The organism is Pyramidobacter sp. CG50-2, from assembly GCF_003612005.1.
Classification (GTDB): Bacteria; Synergistota; Synergistia; order Synergistales; family Dethiosulfovibrionaceae; genus Pyramidobacter.
The window spans coordinates 1-17,433 of sequence record NZ_RAWT01000012.1 but is presented as its reverse complement, the minus strand read 5'-3'; the positions used below and the strand labels follow the sequence as shown (position 1 = coordinate 17,433).

15 protein-coding genes are annotated in these 17,433 nt (G+C 63.7%); 10 read left to right on the top strand and 5 right to left on the bottom strand.

Annotation, left to right across the window (positions count from 1 at the left end; translation table 11 throughout):
* Window positions 1–3: 3 nt before the first annotated feature.
* Complete coding sequence (locus D7D26_RS04035) at window positions 4–1,389, bottom strand: YfcC family protein (RefSeq protein WP_158606264.1); 1,386 nt, start codon at window positions 1,387–1,389, stop codon at window positions 4–6.
* A 435-nt stretch (window positions 1,390–1,824) separates the two neighbouring features.
* Here D7D26_RS04035 and D7D26_RS04030 point away from each other — a divergent pair, with 435 nt between their 5' ends.
* The gene (locus D7D26_RS04030) at window positions 1,825–2,886 is read left to right on the top strand and encodes an NAD(P)-dependent alcohol dehydrogenase (RefSeq protein WP_120372129.1); all 1,062 of its coding nucleotides are present in this window, start codon (window positions 1,825–1,827) and stop codon (window positions 2,884–2,886) included.
* A 70-nt stretch (window positions 2,887–2,956) separates the two neighbouring features.
* The gene (locus D7D26_RS04025) at window positions 2,957–3,889 is read left to right on the top strand and encodes a CobW family GTP-binding protein (protein ID WP_147413042.1); all 933 of its coding nucleotides are present in this window, start codon (window positions 2,957–2,959) and stop codon (window positions 3,887–3,889) included.
* A gap of 196 nt (window positions 3,890–4,085) precedes the next feature.
* Here the strand turns inward: D7D26_RS04025 and D7D26_RS04020 are convergent, their stop codons facing one another.
* Genes D7D26_RS04020 through D7D26_RS04010 form a run of 3 tightly spaced genes read right to left on the bottom strand, consistent with a single transcriptional unit; the run spans window position 4,086 to window position 6,469 of the window.
* On the bottom strand, window positions 4,086–4,457 hold the full coding sequence (locus D7D26_RS04020; RefSeq protein ID WP_120372127.1) for a hypothetical protein: 372 nt from the start codon (window positions 4,455–4,457) through the stop codon (window positions 4,086–4,088).
* Between the two features lie 15 nt (window positions 4,458–4,472).
* Window positions 4,473–5,447, bottom strand: a complete 975-nt coding sequence (locus D7D26_RS04015; protein ID WP_233543455.1) for an RluA family pseudouridine synthase — start codon at window positions 5,445–5,447, stop codon at window positions 4,473–4,475.
* Window positions 5,423–6,469, bottom strand: a complete 1,047-nt coding sequence (locus tag D7D26_RS04010; protein ID WP_120372125.1) for a 3'-5' exoribonuclease YhaM family protein — start codon at window positions 6,467–6,469, stop codon at window positions 5,423–5,425. Before D7D26_RS04010 ends, D7D26_RS04015 begins: the two co-directional genes overlap by 25 nt.
* Before the next feature lie 181 nt (window positions 6,470–6,650).
* Between D7D26_RS04010 and D7D26_RS04005 the strand changes: the two genes are divergently transcribed.
* From D7D26_RS04005 to D7D26_RS03980, 6 genes are all read left to right on the top strand, one after another.
* Window positions 6,651–8,783, top strand: a complete 2,133-nt coding sequence (locus D7D26_RS04005; RefSeq protein ID WP_120372124.1) for a CDC48 family AAA ATPase — start codon at window positions 6,651–6,653, stop codon at window positions 8,781–8,783.
* 153 nt (window positions 8,784–8,936) lie between these two features.
* Window positions 8,937–10,601, top strand: coding sequence for an ABC transporter substrate-binding protein (locus D7D26_RS04000; RefSeq protein WP_158606263.1), 1,665 nt, complete (start codon window positions 8,937–8,939; stop codon window positions 10,599–10,601).
* Complete coding sequence (locus D7D26_RS03995; protein WP_120372123.1) at window positions 10,598–11,575, top strand: ABC transporter permease; 978 nt, start codon at window positions 10,598–10,600, stop codon at window positions 11,573–11,575. The genes D7D26_RS04000 and D7D26_RS03995 overlap by 4 nt, the downstream gene beginning before the upstream one ends.
* On the top strand, window positions 11,572–12,825 hold the full coding sequence (locus D7D26_RS03990) for an ABC transporter permease (protein ID WP_078016090.1): 1,254 nt from the start codon (window positions 11,572–11,574) through the stop codon (window positions 12,823–12,825). Before D7D26_RS03995 ends, D7D26_RS03990 begins: the two co-directional genes overlap by 4 nt.
* Window positions 12,812–13,567 carry an ABC transporter ATP-binding protein gene (locus D7D26_RS03985; RefSeq protein ID WP_120372122.1) on the top strand — a complete coding sequence of 252 codons (756 nt, stop codon included), beginning with the start codon at window positions 12,812–12,814 and terminating at the stop codon, window positions 13,565–13,567. Before D7D26_RS03990 ends, D7D26_RS03985 begins: the two co-directional genes overlap by 14 nt.
* 12 nt (window positions 13,568–13,579) lie before the next feature.
* The gene (locus D7D26_RS03980) at window positions 13,580–14,380 is read left to right on the top strand and encodes an ABC transporter ATP-binding protein (protein WP_120372121.1); all 801 of its coding nucleotides are present in this window, start codon (window positions 13,580–13,582) and stop codon (window positions 14,378–14,380) included.
* 78 nt (window positions 14,381–14,458) lie between these two features.
* On the opposite strand, the gene D7D26_RS12275 is transcribed toward D7D26_RS03980, so the two are convergent.
* Window positions 14,459–14,626: a hypothetical protein gene (locus D7D26_RS12275; RefSeq protein WP_158606262.1), complete on the bottom strand. Its 168-nt coding sequence runs from the start codon at window positions 14,624–14,626 to the stop codon at window positions 14,459–14,461.
* A gap of 16 nt (window positions 14,627–14,642) precedes the next feature.
* Between D7D26_RS12275 and D7D26_RS03975 the strand changes: the two genes are divergently transcribed.
* Window positions 14,643–16,052: a hypothetical protein gene (locus D7D26_RS03975; protein WP_158606261.1), complete on the top strand. Its 1,410-nt coding sequence runs from the start codon at window positions 14,643–14,645 to the stop codon at window positions 16,050–16,052.
* A gap of 84 nt (window positions 16,053–16,136) precedes the next feature.
* Window positions 16,137–16,946 (top strand): DUF4428 domain-containing protein, encoded by an 810-nt coding sequence (locus D7D26_RS03970; protein WP_120372119.1) that lies wholly within the window; start codon window positions 16,137–16,139, stop codon window positions 16,944–16,946.
* The last annotated feature ends 487 nt before the right edge of the window (window positions 16,947–17,433 follow it).

The window sequence follows — 17,433 nt, the reverse complement described above, 5'->3', positions numbered from 1 at the left end:
TGTTCACCAGCCGAAGATCTGCATCAGCGTGACCGTGGCGCAGCCCATGAGAATCTGGAGAAGCAGCATGGGCAGGAACCAGCGCACGTATTTGCCGTAGGCGATCCCCGCCAGGCCGAGGACGCCCATGAGCACGCCCGAGGTGGGAATGAAGCAGTTCGTGAAACCGTCGCCGAACTGGAACGCCTGCACGGCCACCTGGCGGCTGATGTTGCTCAGATCGGCCACGGGCACCATGATCGGCATGACGGTGACCGCCTGGCCGGAGCCGGAAGGAATAAAGAAGTTGATGATCACGTTGGCCAGGAACATCAGGTTGGCCCCCACGACGGCGCTGACTTTGCCGATGGGCATGGACAGGTAGTAGACGATGGTGTGGATGATCTTGCCGTCCGTCATGACCACCGAGATGGCGCGGGCGAAAACGATCACGAAGGCTGCGTACGTCAGACCGGACATGCCCTTGGTAAAGGCTTTGAACGTCTGGTTCAGCCCCAGCCCGCCGACGAAGCCGGAGGTCAGCCCCATGATCAGGAAAACGGTGGAGTAGTGGGAGATGCCCCACTTCCAGTTCAGCGAGCCGTAGATGATGAAGCCGAAACTGAGCGCCACGATCAGCGCGCAGACCGACTGCCGCCAGGTCATCTTCGCGTTCGCCGCGAGAGCGCCGAGGTCTTCCGCTTCCGCCGGCGCGTTCGGATCGTAGACAAGGCTCTTCGTGGGATCCTTTTTGATCCTTCTGATGTAGATCAGCACGAAGGCGATCGTCAGCGCGATGTTGAGGATGTGAAGCACCACGCGGATGTTGAACCCCGAGGTGATGGGCAGGCCGGCGATCTCGTTGGCGATGCCGACCGTGAACATATTGGCCCAGCCCACGTTGAAGCCGGCGTAGGAGCCCAGATACATCATGGCGAAGCCGACCACGGCGTCGTAGCCGAGGCTCTTGGCCAGCAGCACGCCGACGGGGATCAGGGCGATGACGGGATTGGCGAAAACTCCCACGGCGCCGCCGATCGACATGACGATCATGATGACGACCACGGCCCAGATCTCCTTGCCCTTCAGCATGCCGACGATGCGTCCCATGCCGGCGCGGATCGTGCCGGTCTGTTCGATCACTTCGACGGCACCGCCGATGAAGAACACCATCGACATCATCACGGCCGACTGGATCATACCCTTGGTGACGGCGTTGAAGATGTCCCACAGCCCCTGGGGATTGCTTGCCACCTGATGATAGGAATCGGCGATGACTCGCTTGGTCTGCGGATCGACGTCGTACACGCCGGCGGGGATGATCCACGTCAGCGTCGCCATCACGGCCGTGAGGACAAACATGAGCGCGAACGTGTGAGGAAGCTTGAGCGCTTTGTTCTGGACTGCCATTGCGATCCCTCCTGAAAATGATATAAGACCAAAGGGTTTGTTTCGGTAAATTACCATAACCGCCTGAGTTGGGCAAGTACAAGAAGAATAAATAAGTTTAATTTTCTGAAAAAACGGCGAAGACCATCTCCCGTCGACGGTGAAATCGGGAACGCGCCATCTCCGGCGGCCGCTCAGTAAGCGACAGTCTATGAAAAAAATGCGGGCTGCGGAAAAGACCTCGACCGTTCGTTTTTTTCGAAGCCCGTCGCGTCATTGCCGCTGGCTTTGTCCCTATATTATTGAGAATTTTTTCTGGAATATGCCTTGTAAATCTGACCGTTCTTCTTCAAATATGAGCATGGAACATTCCCCCCATAAAATGGTAAAATATATTTTAAGCGGTGTGCTGCAGGGGCAGCCCGCTATCCCAAAGAAAAAAGAGGTGTGTGTGTTATGAGAGGTTACGCGATGCTCAAAATTGGCGAAGTTGGTTGGATCGAAAAAGACCGGCCGGCCTGCGGCCCGATGGACGCCATCTGCAAACCGCTTGCGCTGGCGATCTGCACATCGGACGTCCATACGGTCTGGGAGGGGGCCATCGGCGAACGGCACAACATGATCCTCGGCCACGAAGGCTGCGCCGAGGTCGTGGAAGTCGGCTCGATGGTCAAGGACTTCAAGCCCGGCGACCGCGTGCTCGTGCCCGCGATCACGCCCGACTGGAACTCCCTCGAGGCTCAGGGCGGCTATTCCATGCATTCCGGCGGCATGCTCGCCGGCTGGAAGTTCTCCAACTTCAAGGACGGCGTTTTCGCCGAGTACTTCCACGTCAACGACGCCGACGGCAACCTGGCCCTGATTCCCGAGGGCATGAACACCGTCGACGCCTGCATGCTTTCCGACATGGTCCCGACCGGGTTCCACGGCGTTGAACTGGCCGACGTGCAGTTCGGCGACGTCGTCCTGGTCATCGGCATCGGCCCGGTCGGCCTGATGGCCGTAGCCGGCACCAACATGCGCGGCGCTTCGCGGATCATCGCCGTCGGCACGCGCCCGGTCTGCATCGAAGCCGCCAAGAAATACGGCGCCACCGATTTCATCAGCTACAAGAAAGGCCCGATCGAGGAGCAGGTCTTGGAGCTCACCGGCGGCAAGGGCGTCGACCGCGTCGTCATCGCCGGCGGCACCGTGGCATCCTTCGAGCCGGCCGTCAAATCCCTCAAGCCCGGCGGCAAGATCGGCAACGTCAACTACCTGGGCAGCGGCACCTACATCAACATTCCCCGCGCCGAGTGGGGCGTGGGCATGGGCCACAAGCAGATCAACGGCGGGCTGATGCCCGGCGGCCGTCTGCGCATGGAAAAGCTCGCCCGACTTATCACCTCCGGCAAGCTGGACGTCGCGCCGCTGTCGACTCACGTCTTCGAAGGCTGGGAACATCTGCCCGAAGCGCTGCAACTCATGAAGGACAAGCCCGCGGAGCTGATCAAGCCGGTCGTCAAGATCTCCGGCTGACGGAACATCGCAAAAAAACAGGCCTGAGCTCGAAATTCAGGCCTGTTTTTTGTCGTGCGGAGGTGGAAACGTGAAAATACTGGTCATCTCCGGCTTTCTGGGAGCCGGAAAAACGACCTTCATCAAGGAGCTGATCCGGCGCACGGGCAAGAACGTCGTCGTCATGGAGAACGAATACGGCGAGGTGAACCTGGACAGCCAGGAGATCTCGCAGACGTCCGACGTCGACATCCTCGAATTTGCCGAAGGCTGCATCTGCTGTTCCATGAAGGACAGCTTCGCTTCGTCGCTGCTGACGATCTCGTCCTCGCTGGATCCCGAGTACCTTGTCGTCGAGCCGACGGGGATCGGCAAGCTGAGCAGCATCCTGGCGACGGCCCAAAAATATGAGTACGAGCGGATCAGCCTGCTCCGCCCGGTGACGATCGTGACGCCGCAGAGCTTTTACCGGTATCGGCGCGAGCATCCCGACATCTATCTCGATCAGATCGAAAATTCTTCGCGGATCGTCTTCTCCAAAGGCGAAAACGAATCGCCCGACATTCTCGAAAAGATCGCCGCCGAGATCCGCAGGCTCAACCCGCGGGCCGAGATCGTCTGCCGCCACTACACTCAGCAGGATGACGCGTGGTGGAACGGACTGCTGGAGGAAGAGCGCGCCGCGGAATGTTCCACGTGGAACACGGCGGCCGAAAGCGCCGGCCGCGCCTCGAAAATCCACGAGTGCACGTTTGCCAAGGCACGCCTGCGCAATCCGGCGGAACTGATCGTCCTTTTGGAAGACGTGATCCGCGGCGAACTGGGCGACATCAGCCGGGCCAAAGGCGTCCTGCAGTGCGGCGGCGAATGGCTGCGTTTCGACGCCGCCGATTCGCGCTACGGCGTGACCGGCGCCGAAGGCTATGCGCAGGAAACGCAGTGCGTCTTCATCGGCCGCACCGTCAAAAGACGGGCCCTTTTCGACCGACTGAACGCCGGGACCGACGGCGCGGTTGAGACGTGACGAAAGGCAGGTAAAAGCCGCCGCCGCGGCGCGAAGAAGAGCGAAGAGCCGTTTCGCGGCAAAAACATGAGGACGGATGACCGGGATAAAAATCAGTCATCCGTCCTCATGTTTTCATAGTGTCTCAGCGATGTGCGCTCTTTGCGTCGTGGCGGCGGGTTCTGTTTTCGGGAAAGCCCGGTCAGCGGCGGCACGCCTAAAATTCTTCGTCGTCCCCGCGCCGCGAGGCGCAGCCGGCGGCGCAGCGGGAGCAGCCGCCGTCGCAGGCGGGCGTCAGGACCGCCGTCAGGGCGACGGGCAGCACCATGTTGGCGACGCCGCAGAGGTCGACGATCACTTCGTCGTTGATGAAGCTCTCCGCGAGCGGCGCCCACACGGTCAGTTCCCCCTGGGTCAGGGGCGCGTAATTTTCGCGTGCTTCCGCGTCCGGCGCGCCGAAACGGCAGACGGCGGCCGGCACGGGGCCGCTGCGCGTGGTGAGCTGCATCGCGGCGATCGTGAATTCCCTGCCCATGGCGAGCATGCGCTCCATGGCGCGGTCGGTGACGGTCAGTTTCAGTTCGGACATGTTTTCCTCCTGGGTTCAAGGCCGCGCGCCGGCGTCGATGAAGCCGAGCTTTTCCATGACGCGGCGCAGGTCGTCGGGAGCCGGGGCGCGGAACGTTTTGCCTTCGAGATGCGACAGGAACGCGGGCAGGCCGCCGAGCGTCAGGCTGCGGGCGTGCAACATGGGCCGCTTGACGCCGAGCGATCTCAGCTGCCCTTTGGAGCCGAAGTCGCCGTATTTCACGTCGCCGAGCAGCGGATGGCCGACGTGGTTCATGTGCACGCGGATCTGGTGCGTGCGCCCCGTGAGCAGATGCACCTCGGCCAGACTGAAGGCGCCGCTGCTCGTCAGGCGTTTGTATTCGGTGACGGCGCGTTCGCCTTTGGGATCGACGCGCACCAGCTTCTTGTCGGCGTCCTTGAGCAGCGGCACGTCGATGCGGCCGCGCTCGGGCAGTTCGCCGATGACGATGGCCCAGTAGCGCTTGTCGGCGTGGCGGGCCTTGAAGCATTCCATCAGCGCGCGCGTGGTCGGCCCGTCCATGGCCAGCGCCATGACGCCGCTGGTGTTGCGGTCGAGGCGGTGTACCAGCTGGGGCGGGAATTCGGGATCGACGGCGTAGCCCAGCGCGCGCGTGACGACGCTGTCCTCGCCCTTGACGTCGGGCTGGCTCAGCAGCCCGGCGGGCTTGTTCACGATCATCACACAGCGGTCGCTGTAAACGACGTCGAGCGGCAGCCGGCGCGGCGTGCCGTCGGGCATCTCGGCGCGGCCCACGGTGCCCGGCTCTTCCCACGGCACCCAGATGTGCTGTCCCTCGAGGACGCGGTCGTTCGGCTGGCAGCGTTTGCCTTCGAGGCGTACGGCTCCCTTGCGGAAGTATTTCATCATCGCGCCCAGCGGCACGCCCGGCCACATGCCGCGCAGCACGGCGTCGAGGCGTCGGCCTTCGTCGTGGCGGCTGATCTGGAATTGCCAGCTCATGGTCAGCGGGGCTGCTCGGGGCGCCATTTCCACAGGCGCCGCTGCGTGGAGAAATCGAAGTCGGAGATGGCGCGGTCCGCTTCCATGCCGCCGTCGAGCTGTTCGACGGAACCGTGCCAGCTGTTGAGGTAAAAGTCCAGATTGTCCGCCGCCGCCACGATCATGGCCTCGGGCGTGGCGGGCAGCACCGGCGAGCCGAACTCCTTCTGGCCGTGGTGGCTGAGGATGATGTGCCCGAGCAGCGTGCGCGTCAGCGGCGTGAGCTTGAACTCGTCCGCCAGCCTGACGAAGCGCGCGTAGCCGGTGGCGATGTGGTCGAGCACCGTGCCTTCCAGCGTCGATTCGGGGCCGGGATCGAGCGCGTAGGTGTCGAGCTTGCCGAGATCGTGCAGCAGCGCTCCGGCGACGACAACGTCGAGGTCGGGCTCGTACGCGGTGCCCTGATAGCTCTGGGCGATGGCCCGGGCGGAGCGCGCCACGCCGAGCGTGTGTTCGAGCAGGCCGTGCAGGTAGGCGTGATGGTGCGCCACGGCGGCGGGAAAGGTCCTGAAGGCCTGCCACGTAGCGCTGTCGGGCTGGAAGACGAAGCGCAGGAATTCGCCCGCCTCGCCTCCGCAGCCGTTGACGAACTGCCAGAACTCGGCTTCCAGCCGGTCGACGGGGACCCCGGCGGCGCGGATGAACGCGGCCGGACGGTATTCCTCGCGCTCCTGATCGACGAGCCAGATCTGATTGAACTGATACTGAGGCTTGCCCTTGAACTCGGTGATCGAGCCGATCAGCCCCACCGTTTCGCCTTTGAGGTTCCGTACCAGCGGCGAAGCGGCCGGTTCGGCGATTTCCTTTTTGACGCCGTCCTTGAGGTCGAACCACTGGGCGTTGCCCCAGATCTTGGCGTCGAGCGCGCCCGACTTGTCCATGACGGACATGATCCAGTAGGGCTTGTCGTTTTTGTCGCGCTTTTCCTTGAGCTCCGTGACCAGGCCGACGGACTGGAACTTGGAATCGACGGGAAGCGCGCGCACTTCCGCGAGCGTTTTATTGGACATGAAAAAACTCCTTTGCGTGATGAAAGTGGCTCAGCTGAAAAAGATCCTGCCGCAGACAACTTATAATATCACCGCCAAAAGTCAAGAGGCAAGGCGCTGAAAGATCGGGAATTTTCCGTGACGATTCTGCCGAAGAAAACGAAGTGTGTTAAACTTTCACTGTGTCACGGAGGTGGTGGCTTTGCTGAAAATCATCAGTGGAAACGAATCGGACCGGGGGCTCGTGCACGCGCGGGTGTCTCCGGCCGATATGAACCGATATGCGCTGACCGACGGCGGTTTCGTGGAGCTCGAAGGCGAACGCCGCTCGGCGTTCCGCGTGGTCTACGACGCTTCCGTTGCCGAAGGCTGCGTGGGGCTCGATCCCGTCGGCATGGAGAATCTCGGCCGCGGCGAAGGGGGCGAGGTGCGCCTTTATCGCTGCGAGCTGGGGTATGCCGAGCGCGTCGTGCTGATCCCCATGGCCGTTGCCGCCGCCGACGAACTGGACCGCGGCTATCTCCGCGCGCGCCTGCGCGACCTGCCGGCGAGCGTCGGCGACGAGGTGCGGATCCTGTTGCCGTACGGAAACGAACTGCGTCTGCGCGTGGCCGAGACGATGCCCGGCGGCGCCGTGATGGTGACCGCCTCCACCGACGTCGTCCTCGAACGGGCCCAGATCGGCGCCCTGAAACCGAAGAAGATCACCTATGCCGACATCGGCGGGCTGGACGCGCAGCTGCGCCGTATCCGCGAGATGATCGAACTGCCGCTGAAGTTCCCGGAAGCTTTTGTGCGCCTCGGCGTGGAGCCGCCGAAGGGCGTGCTCCTTTACGGCCCGCCCGGCACCGGCAAGACGGTGATCGCCCGCGCCGTGGCCAACGAAAGCGACGCCTGGTTCACGAGCATCTCCGGCCCGGAGATCATCGGCAAGTATTACGGCGAGAGCGAGGAGCGCCTGCGCGCCGTTTTCGAGGAAGCCCAGCAGAACGCGCCGGCCATCATCTTCATCGACGAAGTGGACGCCATCGCCCCCAAACGGGAGGAGATGGGCGGCGAGAAACAGGTGGAGCGGCGCGTCGTGGCCCAGCTGCTGACGCTGATGGACGGGCTTTCGTCGCGCGGCCAGGTCGTGGTCATCGCCGCCACGAACATCCCCAACACGCTCGATCCGGCTCTGCGCCGTCCCGGGCGTTTCGACCGCGAGATCGCCGTGCCCATCCCCGACCGCAACGGCCGCCTGGAGATCCTGAAGATCCACACGCGCGGCATGCCTCTGGCGGAAAGCGTGGATCTGGAACGTCTGGCCGACATCACGCACGGTTTCGTCGGCGCCGACCTGCAGGCCCTCGCCAAGGAATCGGCCATGATGGCGCTGCGCCGCCTGCTGCCGTCGCTCGACGACGCGGCGAAACTGAAGGACGAAAGCTTCCTTTCCATGGAGATCACCATGGGCGACTTTCTCACGGCGCTGCGCGAGATCGAGGCGTCGGCCATCCGCGAAGTTTTCGTGGAGATCCCGAACACGACCTGGGACGACGTGGGCGGTCTGAAAGACGCGAAGGAAAAACTCGTCGAGGCCGTGCAGTGGCCGCTCAAACAGGGCGATCTGTTCCGCCGCTGGGGCGTGACGCCGCCGCGGGGCATCATGATCCACGGCCCTTCCGGCACGGGCAAGACGCTGCTGGTCAAGGCTCTGGCTCACGAGAGCGGCGTGAACTTCATCACCGTCAAGGGCCCGTCGCTGATGTCGCGCTACGTGGGCGAAAGCGAGCGGGCCCTGCGCGACGTGTTCCGCACGGCCCGGCAGGCGGCGCCGTCGATCCTCTATTTCGACGAGATCGACTCGCTGACGCCGCGCCGCGGCAACGACGGCAGCTCGCAGGCGCAGACCGCCGACCGCGTGATCAGCCAGTTCCTGGCCGAGATGAGCGGCATCGAGGACATGGGAGGCGTGGTGGTGGTAGCGACGACGAACCGCATCGACCGCATCGATCCGGCCCTGTTCAGCGCCGGCCGTTTCGAACTGGCGCTGGAACTGCCCATGCCCGACGAAGCGGCGCGCGAGGAGATCCTGCGCATCCATCTGCGCAAGATCCCCCTTGCGGGGCTGTCGTTCCATGATCTGGCCGTACGGAGCGAAGGCATGAACGGCGCCGAGATCGCGGCGCTGTGTCACGCCGCCTCCATGGAAGCGCTGCGCGAGCAGATCCGCAACGGGACCGACGTTTCGCCCTGCCTGGAGCGGCGTCATTTCGAGGCGGCTTTTCGGGCGGAAAAGCTGCGCCGTCAGGCGCTGGAGCGGGAAAACGGCGATAAAGCGGATGGTTCGTGAGCTTTTGGCCGCGCTGGCGCTTCCGCTCCTTCGCCGAGAGAGCGGCGAAGCGCTGCTGAGTTTCAAGAAGATCGAACGGGTCTGTTTGCGAAAACAGGCCCTTTTTTTCAAAGACGATGCGAGTCGCATCGGATCCCCCTCGAGGTGATGGGAATGAAAAAAGTCGCGGCGCTGACGGCGCTGCTTCTGTGCTGCGCCTGGCCGTCATTGGGCGCGCCGGTCTTCGATCCGGAAAAAGTGACCGGACCGCGAATCGAAAGGCTGTGCCTGGTCATCGTCGCCAACGCCGATGCGCAGGTGCTGGCGGCGGAAAACGGCGAGCTCGACATCCTCGGCGACATCGCCCGCCCCGCGGACATCGATCGCCTGAGCGCCGACCCGAATCTGGAAATGTCGCTGGCGCGAGGTTTCCATGCGTTCTTCCTGCTCATGAACAACACCCGCGCCCCTTGGAACGATCGGATCGTCCGCCAGGCGGCGGCTCAGTCCATCGACCGCAACGGCATGGTGCGCAGCATCTATTCCGGCTACTGCGAGCCCATCAACAGCTGGCTGCCGCCCGTTTCGCCCTGGGCGAGCCCGGACGGCACGCGCAATATTTTCGACCGCGCCGCCGCCCGCGAGAAACTGCTTTCCTGCGGCTACCGCTTCAACTTTGCGGGAAAACTGACGGCTCCCGACGGCCGCCCGCTGCCTAAAATCACGCTGCTGGCGCCGCTGGCCCGCGCGGCGCCGACCACGGCGGAAATGGCGGAGCGCCTCGCCGACTCGCTGAACGCCGCCGGCTTCGACGTGGAAGTGGAGCCGCTGGACTTTTCCGCCATGGTCGCGCGCCTGGACCGCAAGGACTATTCGCTGGCGGTGCTGGCCTGGTCCATGGGGCGCAATCCCGATTCGCTTTACAGCTTTTACCACAGCTCCATGGACGTTGCCGGCGGTTACAATCTGACCGGCACTCACGACGCGGCGCTCGACGCGGCGCTGACGAGACTGCGCTTCGCGCCCGACAAGGCATCGGCGGAACGGGCGTCGGCGGAAGCGCAGCGCCTGCTCGGCGAACTGGTGCCGTCGGTGCCCGTTTACAGCCGCTTCTCCGTGGCGGCCGTCTCGAAAAAGTGGCGCAACGTGCTGTCGACGGACCGGATCACCGCCGACAACCTGTGGACGCTGATGATGGCCGAACCGCGCGACGGGACGACGCGCACCATGACCATGGCGCTGGCCGAGGAACCGCGCAGCCTGAATCCATTTACCGCCAGCAGCGCCTATTCGTGGCAGGTGCTCGGCATGGTCTACGAGGGCCTGATCGCTGTCAACCCTTTCACGCTCGAGGACATGCCCGGTCTGGCGGAAGAATGGCGCGTCGAGACGGCGGGCGAAGGCGCCGGCGCTCATACCGTGCTGCGCTTCCGGCTGAAGGAGAATCTGCGCTGGAATGACGGAACGCCGCTGACGGCCGGCGACTTGAAGGCGACGATCGATTTCGTCCATAAAAACGAAATTCCCCGCTTCTTCGACGCCGTCAAGGACGTGGCGGAAACGGAGGCGCCGAACGCCCGCGAGCTGACGGTGACCATGAAAGGCGTGAGCTACTGGTATCTCGACAACGTCGCCGGTCTGCCCTGGATGCCGGCGCGGATCGTGGAAAACATCAGGGACTGGCAGAACTGGGACCCCCTCGACCGCGAAGAAAAATTCGGCCCGCGCGGCCTCGTCGGCGCCGGCCCCTTCATGCTCGAGGAATACCGCCCCGGCGAGTACGTGATGATGAAACGGAATCCCTGCTATCTGCGCTTGCCGGAGGAGGAAAGGCGATGAGAAAAAACTGGCTGCTGCGCCGCGTGCTGGCCTCGCTGGCCGTGCTGGCGGCTGTGCTGGCGCTGAACTTCGTCCTTTTCCGGGTGATGCCCGGCGACGCCGTGAGCACCATCATCGACCCGAACTTTTCGCCGCAGGCCAAGGAACGCCTGCGCGAACTCTACGGGTTGGAACGCCCCTTGCCGGAACAGTTCGTCCTGTATCTGAAGCGGATGCTGACGTTCCGTTTCGGCCTGTCGTTCCTGAGCCGGAAGCCCGTCTGGGACGAACTGCTTTCGCGCTTGCCCGGCACGCTGATCTTGATGTCGCTGGCCATGCTCTGCTCGGCGGCGCTGGGCATTTGGCTCGGCGTGAAAGCGGCGGTGAAACGCGGCTCATGGCTGGAACGGACGGTCCTGCGCGTCGGCGCGGCGATGTCGTCGTTCCCGGGATTTTTCGTGCAGCTGGTGCTGCTCATGCTGCTGGCGCACGACTTCCCGATCTTTCCGCTGCGCGGCAGCCTGTCGGTCCCCGCCCCTTCGGGCGCCTGGGCGCTGTTGGCCGACCGCACCTGGCATCTGGCGCTGCCGGTGCTGTCGCTGACGCTGATGGGTTTCGGCGGCTGGGCGCTGTACGTGCGCAATCTGATGGTCCGCGCGCTTGGCGAAGATTACGTGCTGATGGCCCGCGCCCGCGGCCTGACGAGACGCCGCGTGATTTACGGGCATGCCTTCCGTACGATCCTGCCGCCGCTCGTGACGATCCTGCTGATGTCGGTGCCGGGGCTCGTTTCCGGCGCGGTGATCACCGAGACGGTCTTCTCGCTGCGCGGCGTGGGTTCGTTTTTGCTCGAGGCGCTTTCGGGCCATGATTATCCGGCGGCGGGGGCTTCCTTTTATTTGCTGGCGCTGATCACGGTCGTCTGCAACCTGCTGGCCGACGTCGCCTATGGGCTGGTCGACCCGCGCGTGCGCCTCGAGGGGGTGAACCGATGAGCGGTTTTTTCGGGCGCGCTTCCTTTTGGTCCCTTGTCTTCATCGCCGCGGCGGGAATCGTCGGTCCGCGGCTGCTGGACAGCCCCGCCGACGTCGTGGGGGCGCCGTTTGCCCGGCCGCTCTGGTGGCGCGGCGATCTTTCGACGTCGAAAACGGCGGAGATCTCGGCTGCCGGCGGACGCGCGACGCTGGCAACCGACGGCTTTGCGAAAGACGACGTCGGCCTGCGCCCCGGCGCGTCGGGGCTGGCTTTCGACTGGAAGACGCAGCCGGCGGCGGTTTTCGCGCTGGAAGGCGAGATCACGGCGAATCCCGCCCGGACGGTGACCGTGACGTGGCGCGCCCCGGAAAAGGATTTTGAGCTGGTGCGCCGTGACGGACAGGAAAAGTATTGGCTCAATCTGGACGCGCGGGACATGATCTTCAAGCGGCGCCTTGGCCTGCCGCTGATCGGCCGCGGCACGGAACGGCTTTTCCCGCGGCGGGGGCGTTACGAACTCGTGGTCGGCGGCGCGGAGAGTTTTCGCCTCAAACTGATCCTGTTCGGTCAGAAACAGGGATTGCTGGGCACCGACCAACGCGGGCGCGACGTCCTTGCCCTGCTGCTGAACGGCATCGGCACGTCGCTGACCGTCGGCGTCAGCGCGACGCTGGCGGCGACGCTGCTGGGGCTCGGCTTCGGGCTGACGGCCGGTTACGTGGGCGGCTGGATCGACGCTCTGATCATGCGCGTCGTGGACATCCTGCTGGCGATCCCCGCGCTGCCGATTCTGATGACGCTGGCCGGTTTGTGGGGCAAAGGATTATGGCAGCTTGTGCTGATCCTGTCGATCTTCTCGTGGATGGGAACGGCCCGTTCGGTGCGCGCGCTGACGCTGACCGTCCGCGAAAGCCCGTGGGTGGAGGGATTGAAGGCGCTCGGCGCGAAAAAAAGTTATATCCTCCGGCGGCATCTGCTCCCCGAGACGGCGCCGATCGTGCTGGCCAATCTGGCTCTGGGGGTGCCGGGCGCGATTCTGGCGGAAGCGGGGCTGGCCTTTTTGGGATTGTCGGACCCGCGCCTGGTGTCGTGGGGGAGAATGCTGCACGAAGCGCACTCTTTCGGCGCGTTTACCGAGGGCGCGTGGTGGCTGATCGTGCCGCCCGGCCTCGGCATCGTGTCGCTGTGTCTGATCTTCGTGGACATGGGGCGTTTCCTTGAAGAGCGCATCGACCCGCGGCTGGGAGGAGAAGATCATGCTCACCGTTGAAGGGCTCCGCGTCCGTTACGACGGTCAGTCTCATGAGGCGGTTTCGGGGGTGTCGTTCGACGTGCCGCGGGGAGCTTTCGTCGGCCTTGTCGGAGAGTCGGGCAGCGGCAAGACCAGTATCGTCATGACGGCGCTGGGGCTTTTGCCTGCGGGCAGCGTCGCGGCCGGTTCCGTCTTCTTCGCCGGGCGGAACCTGCTGGCGCTCGACGAGGAATCGCTGCGCCGCCTGCGCTGGAAAAAGATCGCGCTGGTGCCGCAGGGCGCGCAGAATTCCTTTACGCCCGTCAAAACGATCGGGGCCCACATCGAGGAAGTCCTGCGCGTTCATCTGCGCCTGCGCGGCGAGGCGGCCAAGGCGCGCGCCGCCGCGCTGCTGGCGGAAGCCGAACTGGACGCCGCCGTCGCCCGCCGTTATCCTCACGAACTGTCCGGCGGCCAGAAACAGCGCGCCGCCATCGCCCTGGCGCTGGCTTGCGAACCGTCGCTGCTGCTGGCCGACGAACCGACCACGGCGCTTGACGTGATCACCCAGGCCGGCATTCTCGGATTGCTGCGCCGGCTGCAGCGGGAAAAGCGGCTGACCGTGCTGCTTGTGACCCACGACCTGCCCATGGCCGCGTCCGTCTGTTCGCAGCTTTTCGTGATGAAAGACGGCCGGCTGGTCGAGCGCGGCGCGCCGGAGGATCTGTTGACGGCGCCCCGTCATCCCTACACGCGCCGGCTCGTGCGCGCGATACTTTGAGGCGAAGGGGAGATGGCTGTGGAAGCGACGATTCGGGTGCACAATCTTTTCGTGAGCTTTCGTTCCAAGAACGGCGGCGAACATCGGGCGGTCGCGGGGCTTTCCTTCGCCGTGGAAAAAGGCGGGACGCTGGCCGTCGTCGGCGAATCGGGCAGCGGCAAAACCACGCTGCTGCGCGCGCTGATCGGCCTCGTGCCGCCGGAGGCGGGGTCGGTGGCGCTTTTCGGGCACGATCTGCAGGAGCTCGCTGCGGCGGATCTTTCGAAGATACGCCAGCGCTGCGGTTACGTGCTGCAGGATCCGTACGGAGCGCTGCCGCCGTCGCTGACCGCGCTGGGCGCTGTGATGGAACCGGCGCTCATCGCCCGGCGCGGACGTACGAAAGAAGACGTTCGCGCCAGAGCCAAAGCGATTCTGGCCGAGCTGGGGCTGACGGGCGAGCGCGTCCTCGATTCCCGCGCCGTCGGGCTTTCGGGCGGCCAGCGCCAGCGCGTCGAACTGGCCCGGGCGCTGATGCTCGGGCCGGAATTGCTGCTCTGCGACGAACCGACCTCCATGCAGGACGTGTCGACGCGCGGCGACATCATCGCGGTGTTGCGCCGACACGTGGAGCGCGGCATGAGCCTGATCTTCGTCACTCACGACCTGAAACTGGCGGCCCGCGCCGCCGAACGCATCCTCGTCATGCAGCGCGGGCGCCTTTGCGAGGAGGGGCCCGCCGCCGAAGTGCTGTCCCGTCCTCGGGCTCCTTACACAAAGGCTCTGATCGCGGCGATCCCCGTGCTGCCGGCGAAACCGCTCCCCGGGGCGTGACTGAAGAGAAAGCGTCTCTATCGGGATGGCGGGAATGATGTTATCTTGACATAATTTTGTTACGTTTTTATAATGAATTTACGGTTTCACCCGAACGGGTGATGCTTTTTTCCACGCGTCGGATATGCTGGTATCGGTTTCAAAAACGTGCGCGGGCATCCGGCGGGGGCCGGAAAAGGAAGACGTTTTTGCCGCCGCGCGGCGGCGGAAGCGCGTTTGCGAAAGGAGCATGACGATGAAGGACATTTCTGCGCGAAAAGTTATGAGCGTTCTGACGGCGGCGGGATTGGCCGCCTGTCTGTGCGGCGGCGCGGCCCGGGCCGAAGTCAAAAAGATCGAGGCGACCTATTTCACGCTGGATTACGAGACGGACGCGGGCTGGACCTTCGACGAGAAAAAAGACCTCAAAGACAGCCAGAAGGCTTCGACGCTGCGGATTCGCATTCCCAGCGCGGCCGATCCCAAGAGGAGCGACGCGCTGGTGGACGTCAAGGCGAATATCGAAAATCAGTCGAACTTCCGCCGCTATCTCGAGCAGTTTGGCTTCGACCCGTACGAATACGCGGAAAAGCGTTCCTACACGCTCGTCCCGCTGGGCGGCGTGGACTGCCTCGTCAAAGAAGATTCGTCCAGGATCAACTATCTTGCCCGCGTCGAGGGCGCCGGCGAAACCATCCAGATTTCGGCCGATTCCAAGGAAAAGCTGGAAGACGTCAGAACGCTGCTGAAGGGACTTCAGTTCAAAGTGACCGACGCCGGCAAAAAGGACGGCCCCTGGTACTGGAACGGCACGCCCTACGCCAGCGCCGAACACTCCGCGGAAGTCGGCTCCGTGACGCTGAACAGCAAGCACGTGCCCATCGACCCCATCATCATCCGCTCCGTGATCGGCGGCAACCGCATCTGGTCCGACGGGACCAGGGCGTATATCCTCAGCAACGCCTGCAAACTCGCCGAGTACGCCCTCGACGGCGGCAAACTGGTCAAGAAGGCCGACATCGAGCTTGGCGACAAAGCTAACTACCAGACCATGACCGTCACCGACGACGGCGCGGTCTGGCTGGGCGGGGTCGGCCGCGGCGCCTGCCGCATCAAGGACGGCGCCGTCGAGAAAATCAAAGGCCCGCGCGAACTGGTCATGCACCCCTCGGGGACTTGGGGACTCGAGCGCTCCTGTCGCAAGGGCGCGGAGATGAAGAAGTACGAGATCGCCGCGGACGGGACCGTCGCGACCGTCGACTTCCCCCTGGCCGAGATCGACTCTATGGTCAACGCCTATCTGCGCATCGACGCCAACCACATCTACGTCAGCGGCCGCGAAGCCGGTTCCAAGACCACGGCGCTTTTCGTCTACGACCACGGCGGCAAACTGGAAAAGATCCTCAGGGAGCCGGCCCAAAACTCCATGGGCGGCGTCTTCTTCGCGGGCGAAACCGCCAACGGCTTCGTCGCCCTGCCGCTGCAGAGCACTGTGATACTGTGGGACAAGGAAGGCAATCCGATCGGCCGTCTTAACGACGTCAAAAAACTCTACGACAGCCCCACCACCGGCGTGGCCGCCAACGAGGACGGCGTCCTGCTGCCCGGCGGCGGCCTGCTGACGCTGACCCGCCGCGAGCGCGCCGACAAGTCCACCTACGAACTCGTCGTGTTCCGCGTCGACGGATTCTAGGGCTCGTTTATCGTTGAAGAAACGGCCTCCGGCTCCTTGTCGGGAGCGTCGGCAGGCCGTTTCTTCGAAAAAGGAGGGAAAATCATGGCCCTGTTCAGCAAGGAACCCTGCGCGTTCTGCGGCAAAGAAGTCGGCATGATGAGCCGCAGCAAGATGAGCAGCAAGGATTACGTCTGCGACGACTGCCGCAAGAAGGGCAACCCCTTCGCGCGCGTCGACCATCTGACCAAGGATCAGGTCGCCGAGATGTTCGCGCGCTCGGAGCGCGACGAGAAGCTCCTCGACGGCGTGGAGCTGAACGACGAATATCTGGACGCCGGCAGGGGGAGGATCATCCATTTCCGCAGCCAGAAGGGCGGCGGCGACATCTTCACGATTTCCACGCCGGAAACGCAGCGCTACGAGCACCGTCCCGTGTTCTACTTCAGCAGCATCCGCAAGTGGAACCCCAGCGAGGCCTTCGTCGAGCGCAGCGTCGGCGCCGCGCCGCGCGAAGCCGTGTGCGACTACAGCACTCTGATCACGCTCAGGGAGAAACTGTCCGCCGACAAGAAAAACGACGGCTGGGAGCTCCGTATCCCTTACTTCGACGCCGCCGTTCCCGAGATCCTCATCAAAATTCCCAAAGAAGCCGACGCCGACAAAGTGCAGAGGTTTTACAGGAACATCTGCGGCAAATGCGACTATCGAGTGTCGCGCGGCATTCAAACCGCCCGCGACAAAGAGGAGCTGCAGGCGAAGAACGCCTGCAAGACCGCCAACGAAGCGCTGAAAGCGGCGCTCAAGGGCGGCGACGTCAAGGAAGCTCTCGCCGAAGGCCTCCAAAAGTCGATCGACATCGACCAGGGCAAGGTCAGGAAAAAGGGATTCTTCGCCCGGCTCTTCGGGCGGTGAGCGCCCGAAGAGCCGAAATAAACGTCGGCCGACGCAAAGGCGCAAGGAAACTTCGAAACGGAATATACGAAAAAGAGGTCGCCTCAACCGATTTCTGAACTGCTTCCCAAAGCTTAGATTCTTTGTCTGACTTTTGGGGCAGTTCAAAGTCAATTGAGACGGCCTCTTTGCTATTTTTAATGAATTTCACGCAGCGTTGAAGCGTCGCATAGTTGAAGCGTCGCGTATGAGGAACAAAGTAGCGTCATTTGTCTTTAAAGACAGTTCTGTGGTTTTGAGACGGCCTCTTTTTAACGAAAGCGGGCGAACCTGTTTGCGGGAAGGGCGCATTTTCACGCTCTTTCCCGAAGGGGACGCCGCATGGTCTTCAATCTCCGTGGGAGCTCCGCCGCGCGACAGCGGGGGCAGCCGCAGGGCAATCGCTTACGGAATAAGAACCCCCGTAGGGACGAGCCCCAGGACCTGCAGAGCCGTAGGGATGCCAAGC

Excerpts from the sequence above, each read along its gene's own strand:
- D7D26_RS04020 (WP_120372127.1), bottom strand. The coding sequence starts at position 4,457 with ATGTCCGAACTGAAACTGACCGTCACCGACCGCGCCATGGAGCGCATG.
- D7D26_RS04035 (WP_158606264.1), bottom strand. The coding sequence starts at position 1,389 with ATGGCAGTCCAGAACAAAGCGCTCAAGCTTCCTCACACGTTCGCGCTC.
- D7D26_RS03975 (WP_158606261.1), top strand. The coding sequence starts at position 14,643 with ATGAGCGTTCTGACGGCGGCGGGATTGGCCGCCTGTCTGTGCGGCGGC.
- D7D26_RS03970 (WP_120372119.1), top strand. The coding sequence starts at position 16,137 with ATGGCCCTGTTCAGCAAGGAACCCTGCGCGTTCTGCGGCAAAGAAGTC.
- D7D26_RS04000 (WP_158606263.1), top strand. The coding sequence starts at position 8,937 with ATGAAAAAAGTCGCGGCGCTGACGGCGCTGCTTCTGTGCTGCGCCTGG.
- D7D26_RS03980 (WP_120372121.1), top strand. The coding sequence starts at position 13,580 with ATGGCTGTGGAAGCGACGATTCGGGTGCACAATCTTTTCGTGAGCTTT.
- D7D26_RS03995 (WP_120372123.1), top strand. The coding sequence starts at position 10,598 with ATGAGAAAAAACTGGCTGCTGCGCCGCGTGCTGGCCTCGCTGGCCGTG.
- D7D26_RS03985 (WP_120372122.1), top strand. The coding sequence starts at position 12,812 with ATGCTCACCGTTGAAGGGCTCCGCGTCCGTTACGACGGTCAGTCTCAT.
- D7D26_RS04015 (WP_233543455.1), bottom strand. The coding sequence starts at position 5,447 with ATGGCGCCCCGAGCAGCCCCGCTGACCATGAGCTGGCAATTCCAGATC.
- D7D26_RS04010 (WP_120372125.1), bottom strand. The coding sequence starts at position 6,469 with ATGTCCAATAAAACGCTCGCGGAAGTGCGCGCGCTTCCCGTCGATTCC.
- D7D26_RS03990 (WP_078016090.1), top strand. The coding sequence starts at position 11,572 with ATGAGCGGTTTTTTCGGGCGCGCTTCCTTTTGGTCCCTTGTCTTCATC.
- D7D26_RS12275 (WP_158606262.1), bottom strand. The coding sequence starts at position 14,626 with ATGTCCTTCATCGTCATGCTCCTTTCGCAAACGCGCTTCCGCCGCCGC.
- D7D26_RS04030 (WP_120372129.1), top strand. The coding sequence starts at position 1,825 with ATGAGAGGTTACGCGATGCTCAAAATTGGCGAAGTTGGTTGGATCGAA.